This window comes from Pacificispira sp. HM-600 (assembly GCF_977993705.1).
The window spans coordinates 2852078-2868336 of record NZ_OZ388079.1 but is presented as its reverse complement, the minus strand read 5'-3'; the positions used below and the strand labels follow the sequence as shown (position 1 = coordinate 2868336).

16 protein-coding genes are annotated in these 16259 nt (G+C 68.6%); 11 read left to right on the top strand and 5 right to left on the bottom strand.

Annotation, left to right across the window (positions count from 1 at the left end; all coding sequences use genetic code 11):
* Window positions 1-60 precede the first annotated feature (60 nt).
* Together ACXZ1E_RS13775 and ACXZ1E_RS13770 are read right to left on the bottom strand one after the other, a co-directional pair.
* Entirely contained in the window at window positions 61-321 is a 261-nt protein-coding gene (locus ACXZ1E_RS13775; RefSeq protein WP_458041025.1) for an HPr family phosphocarrier protein, read from the bottom strand.
* Window positions 322-391: 70 nt separating this feature from the next.
* Window positions 392-2305 carry a BglG family transcription antiterminator gene (locus ACXZ1E_RS13770; RefSeq protein WP_458041024.1) on the bottom strand — a complete coding sequence of 638 codons (1914 nt, stop codon included), beginning with the start codon at window positions 2303-2305 and terminating at the stop codon, window positions 392-394.
* Window positions 2306-2480: 175 nt separating this feature from the next.
* On the opposite strand from ACXZ1E_RS13770, the gene ACXZ1E_RS13765 reads away from it, so the two are divergent.
* The 11 genes from ACXZ1E_RS13765 (at window position 2481) to ACXZ1E_RS13715 (ending at window position 13285) form a co-directional block, all read left to right on the top strand.
* Entirely contained in the window at window positions 2481-2813 is a 333-nt protein-coding gene (locus ACXZ1E_RS13765; protein WP_458041023.1) for a PTS sugar transporter, read from the top strand.
* A gap of 23 nt (window positions 2814-2836) precedes the next feature.
* Complete coding sequence (locus ACXZ1E_RS13760; protein WP_458041022.1) at window positions 2837-3121, top strand: HPr family phosphocarrier protein; 285 nt, start codon at window positions 2837-2839, stop codon at window positions 3119-3121.
* Window positions 3118-4833, top strand: coding sequence for a phosphoenolpyruvate--protein phosphotransferase (gene ptsP / locus ACXZ1E_RS13755; RefSeq protein ID WP_458351969.1), 1716 nt, complete (start codon window positions 3118-3120; stop codon window positions 4831-4833). The genes ACXZ1E_RS13760 and ptsP overlap by 4 nt, the downstream gene beginning before the upstream one ends.
* Window positions 4830-6506, top strand: a complete 1677-nt coding sequence (locus tag ACXZ1E_RS13750) for a PTS mannitol transporter subunit IICB (RefSeq protein WP_458041021.1) — start codon at window positions 4830-4832, stop codon at window positions 6504-6506. Before ptsP ends, ACXZ1E_RS13750 begins: the two co-directional genes overlap by 4 nt.
* A 150-nt stretch (window positions 6507-6656) precedes the next feature.
* Window positions 6657-7097 (top strand): PTS sugar transporter subunit IIA, encoded by a 441-nt coding sequence (locus tag ACXZ1E_RS13745; RefSeq protein WP_458041020.1) that lies wholly within the window; start codon window positions 6657-6659, stop codon window positions 7095-7097.
* The gene (locus tag ACXZ1E_RS13740; protein ID WP_458041019.1) at window positions 7094-8245 is read left to right on the top strand and encodes a mannitol-1-phosphate 5-dehydrogenase; all 1152 of its coding nucleotides are present in this window, start codon (window positions 7094-7096) and stop codon (window positions 8243-8245) included. The genes ACXZ1E_RS13745 and ACXZ1E_RS13740 overlap by 4 nt, the downstream gene beginning before the upstream one ends.
* Before the next feature lie 71 nt (window positions 8246-8316).
* Entirely contained in the window at window positions 8317-9279 is a 963-nt protein-coding gene (locus tag ACXZ1E_RS13735) for a siderophore-interacting protein (protein WP_458041018.1), read from the top strand.
* 95 nt (window positions 9280-9374) lie between these two features.
* Window positions 9375-10409 carry an iron-siderophore ABC transporter substrate-binding protein gene (locus ACXZ1E_RS13730; protein ID WP_458041017.1) on the top strand — a complete coding sequence of 345 codons (1035 nt, stop codon included), beginning with the start codon at window positions 9375-9377 and terminating at the stop codon, window positions 10407-10409.
* A 10-nt stretch (window positions 10410-10419) separates the two neighbouring features.
* A complete protein-coding gene (locus ACXZ1E_RS13725; RefSeq protein WP_458041016.1) occupies window positions 10420-11469 on the top strand; it encodes a FecCD family ABC transporter permease in 1050 nt (349 codons plus the stop codon).
* Window positions 11466-12491, top strand: a complete 1026-nt coding sequence (locus ACXZ1E_RS13720; RefSeq protein ID WP_458041015.1) for a FecCD family ABC transporter permease — start codon at window positions 11466-11468, stop codon at window positions 12489-12491. The genes ACXZ1E_RS13725 and ACXZ1E_RS13720 overlap by 4 nt, the downstream gene beginning before the upstream one ends.
* Window positions 12488-13285 carry an ABC transporter ATP-binding protein gene (locus tag ACXZ1E_RS13715; protein WP_458041014.1) on the top strand — a complete coding sequence of 266 codons (798 nt, stop codon included), beginning with the start codon at window positions 12488-12490 and terminating at the stop codon, window positions 13283-13285. Before ACXZ1E_RS13720 ends, ACXZ1E_RS13715 begins: the two co-directional genes overlap by 4 nt.
* Before the next feature lie 105 nt (window positions 13286-13390).
* Here the strand turns inward: ACXZ1E_RS13715 and ACXZ1E_RS13710 are convergent, their stop codons facing one another.
* From ACXZ1E_RS13710 to ACXZ1E_RS13700, 3 genes are read right to left on the bottom strand one after another with little or no spacing between them, the layout of a single operon-like run.
* Window positions 13391-14506, bottom strand: coding sequence for an adenosine deaminase (locus tag ACXZ1E_RS13710; RefSeq protein ID WP_458041013.1), 1116 nt, complete (start codon window positions 14504-14506; stop codon window positions 13391-13393).
* A gap of 31 nt (window positions 14507-14537) precedes the next feature.
* Window positions 14538-15860, bottom strand: coding sequence for a thymidine phosphorylase (locus tag ACXZ1E_RS13705; RefSeq protein ID WP_458041012.1), 1323 nt, complete (start codon window positions 15858-15860; stop codon window positions 14538-14540).
* Window positions 15857-16258 (bottom strand): cytidine deaminase, encoded by a 402-nt coding sequence (locus tag ACXZ1E_RS13700; protein WP_458041011.1) that lies wholly within the window; start codon window positions 16256-16258, stop codon window positions 15857-15859. The genes ACXZ1E_RS13705 and ACXZ1E_RS13700 overlap by 4 nt, the downstream gene beginning before the upstream one ends.
* Window position 16259: the final 1 nt, after the last annotated feature.

Here is a 16259-nt window from a genome sequence, read left to right as displayed (position 1 = left end):
ATGGCAGCGGAGGCGGAGGCGGCGACTGGCGGGGACAGCGCTCGCTCAACGACCCGGGGCTCAGCGCGCCGGGTCGAGGATGGCCTCGAGGCGATCGAGCAGTGCCTCCGCGTCGTGCCCCTCGACCGTCACGACGATCGACTCACCCCGGTCGACCCCGAGCGTCATGATGCCCAAAATGCTCGCGCCGTCGATCGGCGCGCGGCCCTCGGCGCGCACCTCGACGGCGCCCGGGTAAGCGCTTGCGAGGCGCACGAACTCGGCAGCGGGACGGGCGTGCAGACCCGCCGCGGCCGTCACTGTTATGACGCGTTCGACCATGACACCCCCGCGCCTTCGCCATCGATGAGCCCCGTTGGGCACGTGCGCCCCACTGTACGGGAGGGGTCGCTCAGCCGTCGATGACCGCCACGAGTTCGTCCAGGAAAGCCGGAAAATCGGTGCCACGGCGGAGGATCCTCTGCACGCTCTCGCGCTCCGAGAAAACTTCGACGAGTTGCTCGAACACCGTCTGGAACGCGGCGCGATCGCCTTCACTGAACGCGACGAGCGCCACGACCTGCACCCGTGAGTCGCCCCAGGGAACGGACTGCTCCGACACCGCGATCGAGATCGCCGTGCGCGTCGCCGTCATCGTGAGCGCGTGCGGCACGGCGAGCGCGTCCGTGAACGCGGTGGATGACAGGCGTTCGCGCTCGATCGTGCGCTCGATGTAGTCGTCGTCGATCACGCCCGCGGCTATCAGCGGCGCACCGAGGCGCCGGATGATCGCCTCATCCGAATCCGCAGGATCGAGGCCCCGGACGAAGGCGGCGGCATCGAAGTATTGCTCGAGCTCGCCTCGCAAACGGGCCAGGCGCCGTCCACGCCGCACGCGCGCCGCGGCCGCGCCGACCCGCTCGACATCCCCCTCGGTCAAGAACGGTTGTACGCGGACGATGCGATCGGATGCCTCGGGCGGCGCGATCGTCGTCAACACCAGGTCGGTCGAGATCGCTGCCCAATCCGGGTCGGCACGTGTCTCAACGGTCACGACCTCGATCGAGCGGCCGAGCGACCGATCGACACTCGATCGCAACAGCTCGTGCAGCTCGTAGTAGCCGGGGCAGACGATCGTGGCCGTGACAATCGCATCCGCGCGCCTGCTGCGCTCGAGCCGGCCCCCGACGTGCATCGCGATGTAGGCGAGTTCGTCGTCGTGAAGTTCGAGCCCGAGGCGCTCCTGCAGCTGCAGTGCGAGGAACACGGCGACCTCGAAGATCATCGGATAGCTCGACTTGATCGACCGCGTCAGCGGGTTGCGCGACCACGCGCCCACGCGGGAGCGGTGCCGCAGGTTCTGCACATGCAGCGCCAGGCGCAGCACGAAGTCCTCGTGCCCGAGGTCGACGCCGAATTCATCGACGGCGCGACCGACGGCATCGCGCACGGCCTCTTCGACATCGGGTTCGAGGAGCTCGCGCTGGTCACCGCCTTCGTCGGCGGGCGCGACCACACGCGTCTGCAACAGTGTGGCGAGGTGCCGACGATCGGCGAGGCCGAGATCCACACCGAAGCGGTCCTCCGCGAGCCTCCCGACGATCGCCGCGACACCCGAGTCGGCGCTCGAGTCGGCAGCGTCGGCGATCACGCGGCGGCGGCGCGTGCGGTCCACCGCGATCGCCACGTGGAGCAGCACGTCGGTAATCGCGTACTCGTTGATGTAGAAGCCGTGCGCTGCGAGCTCGGCCACGAGATCGTCCTTGAAGCGGGCGAGGGCGTCCGGGTCGACATACTCGGCGGCCAGGGAGCGGCGCAGGAGAGGTGTTTCGAGGGCCCCGGCATCCATCTCGTCGTGGACGAGCCGGCTGAGAAGACGCCGCTGAGCTTCTTCCGGCCCCCGGAGCCGCAGGATGCTGCCCGCGCGTTCGAGCGACAGCCCGGCGCTCGCGAGGAGCGCGCGCACTCGAGCCAGGTCGCCCTCGAGGGTCGCCTCACTGACGAAGAGCGTCGCCGCCGTGGCATACACATCTATGCCGTCGTCGGCATCGAGCAGGGCTCGGACGAGGGCGTGCAGGCGATCGCGCGGTGTCGAGGCATCGGGAGCGACGTTGCGAAGCGAAGCGACCGTGGCCGGGTCGATGCGGTACCCGAACGGGCCGGACTCGATCGGGTCGGCGTCCGTGAGACGTGCGTTGATCGACGTCACGTAGCTTCGGATGCTTCGCGGGGTGACACCGAGTGCATCCGCGAGCGTCGCCGCTGTGACCCACTCGCCATCGCGCGCCAGCAGCGCGATCACCCGGTCCTGTCGCGCCCTCGTCACGCGCTGCCGCCTTCCTTGCCTGACGCGCGGCGATATCGCGCGTCCCGCTCAGTCAATCACGTCGTTCGTATTCGACGCGGGGAACCCGGCAGAGGTTTCCGCGGGGGCGGAAAGGAGAGTGCATTGTCGGCTCACAGCGATCTCACAACAATGGAACAGAAGGAGGTACGGATCGATGAGGATCCTCGTGATCTGTGGCGCGGGTGCGTCCAGCACCTTTGTGGCGATGCGACTGCGTCATGCCGCGCAGAGCGCCGGTCTCTCCGTGCAGGCCCTCGCCGGCACCGTCGAGTCGCTCGCGGTCGACCTCGACTCCACCGACATCCTTCTCGTCGCGCCGCACCTCGCCCGCGAACTGCCCGATCTCGAGCAGTTCGCCGCGCAGCGGAGCGTTCGAGTCATCCTGCTCCCCGACGACGTCTTCGCCGACATGGATGGCACGCGCACGCTGCGAGCCGTTCTGCCGGCACTCAGCACCGATTTGCCCCTGACCCCCACCGACCATTGACTCCCCCATTGAAAGGACACCCCATGGCTGAGATCACTCGCACCGTGCGTATCGGATCTTCACACGGACTGCACGCCCGCCCGGCGAAGATGTTCGCGCAGGCAGCGAAGGAGGCTGGGTTCCCCGTCACCGTCGCGAAGGACTCGGGCAAGCCGATCAACGCGGCGAGCATCCTCGGGGTCATCTCGCTCGGTGTCGAGCACGGCGACTACGTCACACTCGCGGTCGACACGGATGACGCGGACGCGGGCGAGGCGACACTCGACAAGCTCGCCGAACTGCTCACCACCGACCACGACGCGGCGTGAGCGTGGCAGAGCTGCGGGGCGTCGGCATCGGCCTGGGTGTCGCCCAGGGCCCGGTCGCGCGCATGGCCGAACCGCTTCCGGCGCCCGCCGACGTGGCGAGCGAACTGACTCCGGAAGAAGAGACCTCACGCGCCCGCGCCGCGGTCGCCGAGGTTGCGCGTGAGCTCGAATCCCGCGCCGTCACGGCGGGCGGCATGGCACAGGAGGTGCTCGAGGCCCAGGCCATGATGGCCGAAGACCCGACCCTCGAAGAAGAACTCGACACGCGCATCCAGGCCGGCAGGACCGCCGAGTTCGCGGTCTTCGACGCCTTCCAATCGTTCCGCGCGCAGCTCGAGGCGGTCGGCGGATACCTCGGCGAACGCGCCGCGGATCTCGACGACGTGGCGCAGCGCGTCATCGCGAACCTACGCGGTGTGCCGGCCCCGGGCGTGCCCGACCCCGGGCATCCGTTCGTCCTCGTGGCGAAAGATCTGGCGCCGGCCGACACCGCGCTGCTGGACCTCGACATGGTGCTGGCGCTGGTCACGACCGAGGGCGGGCCGACGTCCCACACGGCGATCCTCGCCCGCGAGAAGTCCATCGTCGCCGTCATCGGCGTCGCGGCCGCGAAAGAACTCGCCGACGGCGACGCGGTGATCGTGGATGCCGCGGCGCACGTCGTCGTCACCGACCCGACCGCCGAGGAGCTCGCCCGGGCGCAGAACCGGGCGGACGCGCGACGTGACGCGGCGTCAGCCCCCATCACCCCGGGAGCCCTCGCCGACGCGACCCCGGTGCCGCTGCTCGCGAATCTCGGGTCGCCGAAGGGCGCAGCCGAGGCCATCGAACTCGGCGCCGAGGGCGTCGGGCTGTTCCGCACCGAGTTCCTGTTCCTGAGCGCCAGTCAGGCGCCGACGGTCGCCCAGCAGCGGGACTCGTACACCCAGCTGCTCGAGGCGTTCCCGGGCAAGAAGGTCGTCGTGCGGGTGCTGGATGCCGGAGCCGACAAGCCCCTGCCGTTCCTCAACGACGCGCACGAAGAGAACCCGGCGCTCGGGCTCCGGGGCCTGCGCGCGCTGCGGGCGAGCGAAGACATCCTGCGCGAGCAGCTGACCGCGTTGGCAGAGGCGGATGCGCGAACCTCGGCCGACCTCTGGGTCATGGCGCCGATGGTCGCGACCGTCGAAGAGACCGAGTACTTCGTCACGATCGCCCGCGAGTACGGGATCAAGACAGCCGGCGTGATGATCGAGGTGCCCTCCAGCGCCCTTCTGGCCGACCGTGTTCTCGCGCACGCCGACTTTGCATCCATCGGCACGAACGATCTGACGCAGTACACGCTGGCGGCGGATCGTCTGCTCGGTTCTGTTTCGTCGTTCCAGGACCCGTGGCACCCCGCCGTACTCCGGCTGATCCGTGAGGTCGGCGACGCCGGCCGCGAAACGGGCAAGCCTGTCGGCATCTGCGGCGAGGCGGCGGCAGACCCGCTCCTGGCCGTGGTGCTCGTGGGTCTCGGCGCCACGACCCTCTCGATGGCGCCCACAGCGATCGCGGATGTTCGCGCCATCCTGCTCGACCACTCGCTCGGGGATGCACGCCGCATCGCCGAGGCCGCCCTCGCCGCGAACGACGCGGCATCCGCACGATCCGCGGCCTTGGCAGCAGCCACAGCCGCATCCACCCCGGCATCCTCGCCGACCGACACACGAGAGAAAGAGACACAGTCATGACGACGACGTCAACCCCTGCGAAGAGCGGGGTCAACAAGGCGCGAGTCGGAGTCCAACGCTTCGGCACGTTCCTCTCGGGCATGATCATGCCCAATATCGCGGCGTTCATCGCCTGGGGCTTCATCACGATGCTCTTCATCGCGGTGGGTTGGCTCGGCGGATGGACCCCGGTCGCACCGCTCCTCGGCGGCTTCGGCAACGCGGACCTGATCAACTGGCCGGGCGCCATGACGGCGCTGGCGGTCGATGACGACGGCAACACGTTCCCGCAGTTCGTCGGCCTCGTCGGCCCGATGATCACGTACCTGCTGCCCCTCCTCATCGCCAACACCGCGGGCCGCATGGTCTACGGCGAGCGCGGTGGCGTCGTCGCCACGATCGCCGTCATGGGTGTCATCGTGGGCACGAACATCCCGATGTTCCTCGGCGCGATGATCATGGGACCGTTCGCGGCCTATGTCACCAAGTGGATGGACAAGATCTGGGACGGCAAGATCAAGCCCGGGTTCGAGATGCTCGTGAACAACTTCTCGGCGGGCATCCTCGGCATGCTGCTGGCGATCCTCGGCTTCTTCATCTTCGGACCGGCGATCCTGTGGTTCAGCGACATCCTGGGTGCCGCGGTCGCGTGGCTCGTGAGCCTGAGCTTGCTGCCCTTCGTCTCGATCATCGTCGAGCCGGCGAAGGTGCTGTTCCTCAACAACGCGATCAACCACGGTGTCTTCACCCCGCTCGGCATCGAGCAGGCGACCGAGACCGGCAAGTCGATCCTGTTCCTCATCGAGGCCAACCCCGGCCCGGGCCTCGGCCTGCTGCTGGCGTTCTCGTTCTTCGGTGTCGGCGCGGCGAAGGCCTCGGCACCGGGTGCGGCGGTCATCCAGTTCCTCGGCGGTATCCACGAGATCTACTTCCCGTACGCACTGTCGAAGCCGATGACGATCCTCGCCCTCATCGCGGGTGGCGCGACCGGTGTCACGACGAACATGATCCTCGGTGGCGGCCTCGCCTTCCCGGCGGCGCCCGGAAGCATCATCGCGGTGACCGCCGCGGCTTCCAGTCCGGCTGCTGGTGGAATCACGAACCTGCTGGTCGTGTACTTGTCGGTGCTTCTCGCCGCGACGGTGACGTTCCTGATCACCGCGGTCATCCTGCGGGCTTCGCGCAAGCGGGACCTGCTCGCCGAAGCCGACACGTTCGGCGCCGCGATCGCTCAGACCGAAGCCAACAAGGGCAAGTCCTCGGCCGCGATGGACGCACTTCGCGTCTCGTCGGGTTCGGACCGTGCCGCCGACCGTGACGCGGATGCAGCGCTCGACAAGCTCGAGACGGAGCGCGAAACCGGCGGCCGCGCCGACGGCGGGCTGCTTACCACGAAGCAGGTCAAGACGATCGTCTTCGCGTGCGACGCGGGTATGGGTTCGTCTGCCATGGGCGCGAGCGTCCTGCGCAACAAGATCAAGAAGGCGGGCATCGACGATGTCACGGTCACCAACAAGGCGATCGCGAACCTCGACGGATCGGCCGACCTGATCATCACGCAGAACCAGCTCACCGACCGGGCTCGCCAGAAGACGCCCGAGGCGATCCACGTCTCGGTCGACAACTTCATGAACTCGCCGAAGTACGACGAGGTCGTGGAACTCGTGCGCGACCAGCACCAGGATGGTGCGTAGGGTCTGATCCGTTGCGGGGTCGGTCGGCGCTGCGCCACCGACCCCGCAACGCTCTCCCTGTACGACCGTGTCCCCTTTTCGTTCGCTATAGGCCTCCCGGAGCGAGCGAAAGTGGGACACGCTAGAGGCAGTCAACAGAAAGGCATCACCATGGCACGCGACGTCCTCACCCTCGGGCAGGTCCGCATCCACTCCGGCTCCGCGACGCGGGAGGAGGCCATGAAAGAAGCCGCCGACATCCTCGAAGCCGCGGGCGCAGTGACGTCCCAGTATTTCGACGCGATGCAGCAGCGCGAGATGACCGTCTCGACGTACATGGGCAACGAGCTCGCGATCCCGCACGGCACCAATGAGACGAAGGATGCGATCCTCGGGTCCGCACTCTCGGTCGTTCGCTACGACGGCGGCGTGGATTGGGGTGGGGAGCCCGTCACGTTCGTCATCGGCATCGCCGGCAAGGGCGATGAGCACCTCGAGATCCTGTCGCAGATCGCGCTCGTCTTCTCCGACGAAGACGAGGTCGCCGTTCTGAAGAACGTCTCCACCCCCGAAGAGCTGTTCGCCGTCCTCAGCGCGGTGAACGAGTCGTGAAGGCCGTTCACTTCGGCGCCGGAAATATCGGGCGCGGCTTCGTCGGGCTGCTGCTGCACGAAGCGGGGTACGAACTCGTTTTCTCGGATGTCTCGGCGGCGCTCGTCGACGCGATCAACGCCGAGAAGTCATACACGGTGCACGAGGTCGGAGTCGGCGGTGTCGACAAGGTCGTGACCGGGTTCCGGGCGATCAACAGCGCCGAAAACCCGCAAGAGGTGATCGACGAGATCGCCGGGGCGAACGTCGTGACCACGGCGGTCGGGCCAACGGTGCTGAAGTTTCTGGCCCCGGTCATCCTGGCGGGCCTCGCGCTGCGCGATCCGTCCGCTCCCCCGTTGCAGATCATGGCGTGCGAGAACGCGATCAACGCCACGGACGTGCTCCGGGATCACATCCGCGATGAGGCCGGCGAAGCCTGGGATGCCGTCGCAAGTCGCGCGGTGTTCGCCAACACCGCCGTCGACCGCATCGTCCCGGCCCCGCAAGACAACCCCGGTGTCGACGTGACGGTCGAGCCCTTCTACGAGTGGGCGGTCGAGCGTCCGCCGTTCGGGGATGACCCGCCACGGATCTCCGGCGCACATTTCGTGCAGGATCTCACCCCGTATATCGAGCGGAAGCTCTTCACCGTGAACACCGGCCACGCCACCACGGCCTACTACGGCGCACGGACGGGCGTCGAGCGCATTTCGGACGCCCTCGCCGTGCCCGAGATCGCGGAGCGCGTGAGCGCGACGCTGGAAGAGACATCCGCGCTGCTCGTCGCGAAGCACGAACTCGACCCGCGGGGGCTCGCCGAGTACCGCGAGCGGATCCTCGAACGGTTCCGCAATCCCGCGCTGCCCGACACGGTGTGGCGGGTGGGTCGACAGCCTCTTCGTAAGCTTTCGCGCCACGAGCGCTTCATCGGCCCGGCCGCGGAAGCGGCGGAGCGCGGGCTGGCGACCTCGGCTCTCGTCGCGGCGATGGGCGCCGCCCTCGCTTTCGAGGATGCGGAAGACCCGCAGTCGGCGGACGTACAGCGGATGCTGCGGGAGCTGGATGCGGCCGAGTTCACCGCGACCGTCACTGGCCTGGACCGGGAGCATCCGCTCTTCGCGCGGGTCGAGGCGGTCGTCGCGGCTCGACAGGCCGAATTGGCCTGACAGGTACCGAGCGCCACGCGGAGCCCCGAGCCGCTTTGCGAGGCTCGGCGCCTTCGCTTAGCCTTACCTAAGTGAACATTCAGACGCGAACACTGCCGAAGCGCTCCCCCGACGTCGCCTTCGTGCCCATGCTGGCCGAGGTCGCACGCATCGAGGTCGTGAGCCCGACGTTCCGTCGCTTCACCCTCACCGGCCCCGAACTGCACACGGTCGCCGACAACCGGTTCGACCAACGGTTCAAGATCCTGTTCCCCGCGTCCGGGGAAGATAACGCAGCGGCGGCACTGGATGAGTTGGTCAACACTGACGACTGGTACGGAGCCTGGCGCGAACTCGACAACGCGGTCCGCCCGCCCATGCGCACCTACACGGTTCGAGTGGTCCGGCCCGAGGCATCCGAGTTCGACGTCGACATTGCACTGCACGGCCGGCTGGGACCCGCCTCGGCGTGGGCCCTCGATGCGAGCGTCGGAGACCGCGTCATCGTGTGCGTGCCGCACACGGGATACACCGGCGGGTTACATGGCGGCGTGGACTGGCGTCCGCCCGCCCAGGTCGAACGCGTGCTGATCGCGGGCGACGAGACCGCTCTGCCCGCGATCTCCGGCATCTTGGAGCGGCTTTCCGCGAGCACGCGGGGTACCGCCGTCGTCGAGGTACCCGAAGCCCGAGACGCAGCGGCGCTCAGTCTTCCGCCGCAGGGCGTGGACCTGCGAATCGTCGTGCGAGGCGATGCAGCCGTGGGCACAGCGCTCATCCCGGCCGTGCGTGCGGCCGCCGCTGAACTGCTGGATGCTCCGGCGCTGTCCCCCACCGACCTCGAAGACGTCGACATCGATGCGGGGCTCCTCTGGGAGGTCCCGACCAACGCACAGGGCGATCCGCTGCTCGCGAAGGCACCCTTCTACGCGTGGCTCGCCGGTGAGGCGCAGCCCATCAAGGAACTTCGCCGCCACCTCGTCTCGGAGCGCGGCGTCGACCGGAAGGCCGTCGCATTCATGGGTTACTGGCGGCGCGGTCGCGCCGAGATGTGACGCGAACGACACCAAACCGATTCGAAGCCTGAGCATCGTTAGGCTAGGCTTACCTTAGCGAGAATCCTCGCGCCATCCTCCCGAAAGGACCTCCCATGAGAGTGCCCCGCAGCATGGGTCTGCTCGTCGCAGCAGCCCTCACATCCACAGCCCTCGTCTCATGCGCTTCCCCCGCAGCCGATGGCGGCTCCGCCACCGAGCCCACCGCGGACGGCTTCCCCGTCACGATCGAGCACGCCTTCGGCGAGACCGTCATCGACGAGAAGCCCGAGCGCATCGCGACGGTCGCGTGGGCCAATCACGAAGTGCCTCTCGCCCTCGGCGTCGTGCCGGTCGGCATGAGCAAGGCAACGTGGGGCGATGACGACGGCGACGGCGTACTGCCCTGGGTCGAGGACCAACTGGAAAAGCTCGGCGCCGAAACCCCCGTGCTCTTCGACGAGACCGACGGCATCGACTTCGAAGCCGTCGCCGACACCGACCCCGACATCATCCTCGCGGCCTACTCGGGTCTCACGCAGGAGGATTACGACACCCTGTCGCAGATCGCCCCCGTCGTCGCCTACCCCGAGGTCGCATGGGGCACGTCCTGGCAGGACATGACGCTCATCAACTCCGAGGCGATCGGCCTCGCCGAAGAGGGCGAAGCACTGGTCGCCGACCTGGATGGCCAGGTCGCCGACGCGCTCGCCGCGTACCCCGAGCTCGAGGACAAGAAGCTGATCTTCGCGTTCCACGACGCGACCGACCTGAGCCAGATCGGTTTCTACACGAGCCACGACACGCGTCCCGGATTCCTCGAGTCTCTCGGCCTGCCTACACCGGAGATCGTTGCCGAAGAGTCGGCCGGCACCGATGGGTTCTACGTCGAGATCAGCGCGGAAGCGGCCGACCGCTTCTCGGACGTCGACATCTGGGTGACCTACGGCGACGCCGAGGGCGCCCTCGTCGACGCCATCATGGCCGACCCGCTACTGTCGCAGATCCCGGCGATTGCCAACGGCCAGATCGCCGTCCTCGAGAACTCGACGCCGCTCGCCTCATCGGCGAACCCCTCGCCGCTGTCGATCGGGTGGGGCATCGATGACTACTTCGGCGTGCTGGCCGGAGCGCTCACTCAGAACGGCTGAGTAACGACCCTTGAGTACCACCCTCACGCCAGGTGGGCGACCGACAGCGACCGCAGCCCTGCGGCGACCCGTCGGCGTCCGCCTGGCGTGGCTGGTCGCCACCGTCGCGCTGCTCGTCGCGCTGGCCGCGGCATCCCTCGCCTTCGGCGCGCGTGACGTCTCGCTCGCCGAGATCGTCGCGGGCCTCGGTGGCGACACCGGCAGCGTCGGCGAGGCGGCGGTCACGCTCCGGATGCCGCGAACGGTGCTCGCCATGCTGGTCGGCGCAGCCCTCGCCCTCTCGGGCTGTGCCATGCAGGCCATCACCCGCAATCCGCTCGCCGACCCGGGCATCCTCGGCATCAGCGGCGGCGCGGCTCTCGCGGTTGTCGTCGGGATCGCCTTCTTCGGGCTCACCAATCCGTACTCCTACATCGGTGTCGCAACTCTCGGCGCGGCAGCGGCATCCGTTTTCGTGTACTTCGTCGGCTCGATCGGACGCGGCGGCGCCACACCACTCAAGCTCGCGCTCGCCGGCGCGGCGTCGGCGGCAGCATTCTCGTCACTCGTGAGCGCGATCCTGCTGCCGCGCGTCGACATCCTCGAGACCTTCCGGTTCTGGCAGATCGGAGGCGTGGGCGGCGCCAGCTGGGACCGCATCCTCGTCGTCGGGCCCTTCCTGGCCCTCGGCGTCCTGATCTGCTTCGTCAGCGCGCGCGGCATGAACTCGCTCGCTCTCGGCGACGACATGGCGGCGGGGCTCGGCGTGCGCGTCGGTCGGACACGCCTCCTCGGCGCGACCGGGGCGGTCATCCTCGCCGGTGCGGCGACCGCGATCGCCGGGCCGATCGGCTTCGTCGGCCTCATCGTGCCGCATCTCTGCCGCCTCCTGGTCGGCACCGACCACCGCTGGCTGCTGCCCTTCTCGGCGCTTGCCGGTGCGGCCCTGTTGACCCTCGCCGATGTCGTCGGGCGCGTCATCACCCGCCCGGAAGAGATCGATGTCGGCATCGTGACGGCATTCATCGGCGCTCCTGTCTTCATCTGGATCGTTCGCCGACAGAAGGTGCGCGAGCTATGACGCTGGATGCCGTCATCGCTGGCCGTCGCGCGCGCACTCGCCGCCGCGCTCGGACCACTTCGATCCTGCTCGCGCTGGTCGTCGTCGCCTACGCGGTGACTCTCATGATCGGTCAGACTTTCTACTCGCCGGCCGAAGTGATCGGGGTCATTCTCGGTCAGGACGTACCCGGTGCATCCTTCACGGTCGGCACTTTGCGCCTGCCGCGGGCGACCCTCGCCCTGCTCTCGGGCGCCGCCTTCGGGCTCGCGGGGGTGACCTTCCAGACACTGCTGCGCAACCCGCTCGCCTCACCGGATGTCATCGGGATCAGCGCGGGCGCGAGCGTGGCCGCCGTATTCGCGGGAGTGACTCTCGGACTCGGCGACCGCGAGGTGTCGGCCTTCGCCCTCATCGGGGCACTCGCGACGGCCGGTGCCATCTACCTCCTGTCGTACAAGGCCGGGTTCTCGGGGATCCGACTCATCCTGATCGGTATCGGTGTCGGCGCGATGCTCGACAGCCTCATCACCTACCTGCTGTCGCGGGCCTCGGCCTGGGACCTGCAGGTCGCGATGCAGTGGCTGACCGGAAGCCTCAACGGGGCCTCGTGGGAGCGCGTGCTGCCGCTGTTGGTGGTCGTGGCCGTTTTCGGACCGCTGCTGATGAGCTCGGCGAGGTCCTTCGCGGCGCTGAGCCTCGGCGACGACACCGCTGCCGCACTCGGCGTGCGCACGAATCGCACCCGCGTGCTCATGATCCTGGCCGCTGTCGCCCTGCTGGCCTTTGCTACCGCGGCGAGCGGACCCATCGCGTTCGTGGCGTTCATGGCCGGACCGATCGCCGCGCGCGTGGTCGGCCCGGGAGGCTCGCTGTTGTTCCCCTCGGCGCTCGTCGGTGCTCTGCTCGTGCTCGTTGCCGACCTCATCGCCCAGTTCGCCTTCGGCACGCGCTACCCCGTCGGGGTCATCACGGGCGTGCTGGGCGCGCCGTACCTGATCTATCTGCTCATCCGGACCAATCGTGCGGGAGGACCCCTGTGACCGGTGTCGATCGGCTCGTGGCCGACAATCTCACTCTCTCGTACGGCGATCGCGAGGTCGTGCACGACCTCGATCTGGCGATCCCCGCGGGTCAGATCACCGCGATCGTGGGGGCCAACGGATGCGGCAAGTCGACCGTCTTGCGTGCGCTCGCGCGACTGCTGAAGCCCCGCAGCGGCTCGGTGCTGCTCGACGGCGAAGAGATCCATCACCTGCCCTCGCGCGAGGTCGCCCGACGCCTGGGGCTCCTGCCCCAGAGTCCGACAGCACCCGAGGGGATCGTGGTAGCCGACCTGATCGGCCGGGGTCGGCATCCGCATCAGCGATTTCTTGCGCGCTGGAGCGCGGAGGACTACGCGGCCGTCGCCGATGCCCTCGACGCGACGGGCATCGCCGACCTCGCCGAACGTGCCGTCGATGAGCTGTCGGGCGGGCAGCGCCAGCGGGTGTGGATCGCGATGGCGCTCGCCCAGCAGACCGACATCCTGTTGCTGGATGAACCGACGACGTTCCTCGACGTGACGCACCAGATCGAGGTGCTCGACCTGCTCACCGACCTCAACCGCACGCGCGGCACAACCATCGTCATGGTGCTGCACGACCTCAATCTCGCCGCGCGATACGCCGATCGCCTCGTCGCGGTGTGCGAGGGCCGCATTCATGCCTCGGGTGCCCCGGCCGCGGTCATCACCCCCACGATCGTCGGCGAGGTGTTCGGCCTCGACTGCCAGGTGATCGCGGACCCGGTCTCGGGCGCCCCCCTCGTGCTCCCCCGCGGCCGCCACCACAGCTGACCCGCCCCGACCCCGACGCCGAGACACCCCTCGGGCGACCAAACACCCAACGACGAGGGGTGTCTGGCCGCAGGAGGGGTGTTTCGGCGTGGGAAGTAACGCGGGTCAGGCCGCGAAACCCTCGGCGATCAGCTCGATCAGCTCTTCGCGCTCCTCGACCGAGAGGAAGGCGGCAGCCGCGGCGTTCAACTGGAACGCCTGCAGATCATCGAGGTCGTAGTCGAACGCGCGCGCGAGCAGCGCGAGCTCACGCGTCAGTGACGTGCGGCTCATCGTGCGGTTGTCGACGTTCACCGTCACCGAGAAACCCAGCTGGTACAGCAGATCGAACGGGTGGTCCGCCAGCTCCGTGCCCCACGCCTCGATCGCCCCGGTCTGCAGGTTCGACGACGGCGAGAGCTCCAGCGGAATCTCACGATCACGCACCCAGCGCGCCACCGGCCCGAATGTGACGACGACCTCATCGCCCGCGCGCGAGACGACGTTCAGATCGGATACCAGCCGCACCCCGTGACCGAGGCGGAGCGCCCGACCATCGATCAGCGCGGACCGGATCGAGTCGATGCCCGCCGCCTCACCCGCGTGCACCGTCACGGGGAAGAACTCCGAGGCGAGATAGGCGAAGGTCGGGCGCAGGCGTGAGGGCGGGAAGCCGTCCTCGGGGCCGGCGATATCGAACCCGACCGCGCCGCGCTCGCGGTGACGCACGGCGAGCTCTGCGATCTCGAGAGAGCGCTCCGTCTGACGCATCGCGCTGAGGATCTGGCCGACGCGGATGCTCCGGCCCGAACGGTCCGCGGCATCCTCGCCCTCTTCGATCCCGGCCTGCACGGCCTCCACGGCTTCGTCGAGGCTCAGACCCCCGGCGACGTGCAACTCCGGCGCCCAACGCACCTCCCCGTAGATCACGCCGTCCTCGGCGAGATCCTCGACGAACTCCCGGGCGACCCGGGTGAGCCCCTCGCGTGTCTGCATGACGTCCGTCACCACACCGAACGCCGAGAGGTATTCGACGAGCGAACCCGAGTCGGTGCGCTCCGTGACCCAGTCGCCGAGACCCGCGACGCCGTCGGCGGGAAGATCGATCCCGGCCGCTTCGGCGAGTTCGACGACGGTCTCGATGCGCACGGCGCCGTCGAGGTGATCGTGCAGGCTGACCTTCGGCAGCGAGCGCACCGAAACCCCCTGCACTCTGAAGTCGCCGTTCGCGTCGATCGTCATACGATCGCCTTCCTCTCGAGTGGGTCGTACGTCATGCCGTGATGCGTTCGCGGACGAGCGGCGCTCGCTCGGGCGCCTCTGTCGGGTCACCGACTGACCACGCGCCATCGAGCGCCGCCAGTGCGCGGTCGAAGCGTGCCGAGTCGTCCGCGAGCAGAGTGAAAACGGGCTGACCCTCGGACACGGTGTCACCGGGCTTCACATGCAGGTCGATCCCCGCGGCGTGCACGACCGCATCCTCGGCTCGGGCGCGTCCGGCGCCCAGCCGCCACGCGGCGATGCCGAACGGCAGGGCCTCCATCCGGGACACGGTGCCCGCACGCCCGGCCCTGATGGTGTGGGTCTCGCGCGGCGCCGGGAGCGGAGCATCCGGATCGCCGTCCTGTGCGCGGATGAGCGCGCGCCACGCATCCATGGCCCGTCCATCGGCGAGTGCACCCTCGACGTCGGCGTCGGGCTGCCCCGCGAGCGCGAGCATCTCCCGCGCGAGCGCGACCGTCAGCTCGACGACATCGGCGGGTCCACCACCCGTGAGCACCTCGACCGACTCGCGCACCTCGTTGGCGTTGCCGATTGCGAGGCCGAGCGGGGTGTTCATGTCGGTCAACAGTGCGGTCGTCGCGACGCCCGAATCGGTGCCGAGTGCGACCATGGTGCGGGCGAGTTCGCGTGCACGGTCGATGTCCTGCATGAAGGCGCCCGAGCCGAACTTGACGTCGAGCACGAGCGCATCGGTGCCCTCGGCGATCTTCTTCGACATGATGCTCGACGCGATGAGCGGGATCGCCTCGACGGTGCCGGTCACGTCGCGCAGGGCGTAAAGCTTCTTGTCGGCGGGAGCGAGACCCGAGCCGGCCGCGCAGATCACCGCGCCGACGTCGCGCAGTTGGGCGAACATCTCGTCGTTCGACAGCGCCGCACGCCATCCGGGAATCGATTCGAGCTTGTCGAGGGTTCCGCCCGTGTGCCCGAGGCCCCGCCCCGACAGCTGCGGGACGGCGACGCCGAAGGATGCCACGAGTGGCGCCAACGGCAGGGTGATCTTGTCTCCCACGCCGCCCGTGGAGTGCTTGTCGACGGTCGTCTTGCCGAGTCCCGTGAAGCTCATTCGCTCGCCGGACGCGATCATCGCCTCGGTCAGGACACGGATCTCGTCGCGCTCCATGCCGTTCAGCAGCACCGCCATCGCGAAGGACGACATCTGCGCGGCCGAAACGTAGCCGCGGGTGTACGCGTCGATCATCCAGCGAAGCGCCGGCTCGGGCACAGCTCCCCCGTCACGCTTGGCGCGGATGACGTCGACCGCGTCGTAGGCCTCGATGGAACCGGATGCCTCGCTGCTCGCAGCCGTCACCGCGCAGCCTCTTCGAGGTCGCGGGGACCGAACGCATCCGGCAGTACCTCGTCGATCGTGCGGATGCCCGACACGGTTTCGAGCAGCATGCCCGGCAGGGCGAACTCGTTCAACAGTTGCCGGCAGCGCCCGCACGGCATGATCGTCTCGCCCGCGTTATTGACGCAGACGAACGCGACGAGCTGTCCGCCGCCCGACATGTGCAGGTCGCCGACCAGCGCGCACTCCGCGCAGAGGCCGACCCCGTAGGAGGCATTCTCGACGTTGCAGCCCGACACGATACGACCGTCGCTCACGAGCGCGGCCGCGCCCACGCGATAGCGCGAGTACGGCGCGTAGGCCCGCTGCATGGCCTCGGTCGCAACCGCGCGCAGCTCGTCCCAATCGATGTCGGTCACG

What these genes read in the sequence shown, in the direction of transcription:
- ACXZ1E_RS13775 (WP_458041025.1), bottom strand. Translation starts at nt 321, where the DNA reads ATGGTCGAACGCGTCATAACAGTGACGGCCGCGGCGGGTCTGCACGCC.
- ACXZ1E_RS13765 (WP_458041023.1), top strand. Translation starts at nt 2,481, where the DNA reads ATGAGGATCCTCGTGATCTGTGGCGCGGGTGCGTCCAGCACCTTTGTG.
- ACXZ1E_RS13760 (WP_458041022.1), top strand. Translation starts at nt 2,837, where the DNA reads ATGGCTGAGATCACTCGCACCGTGCGTATCGGATCTTCACACGGACTG.
- ACXZ1E_RS13750 (WP_458041021.1), top strand. Translation starts at nt 4,830, where the DNA reads ATGACGACGACGTCAACCCCTGCGAAGAGCGGGGTCAACAAGGCGCGA.
- ACXZ1E_RS13745 (WP_458041020.1), top strand. Translation starts at nt 6,657, where the DNA reads ATGGCACGCGACGTCCTCACCCTCGGGCAGGTCCGCATCCACTCCGGC.
- ACXZ1E_RS13730 (WP_458041017.1), top strand. Translation starts at nt 9,375, where the DNA reads ATGAGAGTGCCCCGCAGCATGGGTCTGCTCGTCGCAGCAGCCCTCACA.
- ACXZ1E_RS13720 (WP_458041015.1), top strand. Translation starts at nt 11,466, where the DNA reads ATGACGCTGGATGCCGTCATCGCTGGCCGTCGCGCGCGCACTCGCCGC.
- ACXZ1E_RS13710 (WP_458041013.1), bottom strand. Translation starts at nt 14,506, where the DNA reads ATGACGATCGACGCGAACGGCGACTTCAGAGTGCAGGGGGTTTCGGTG.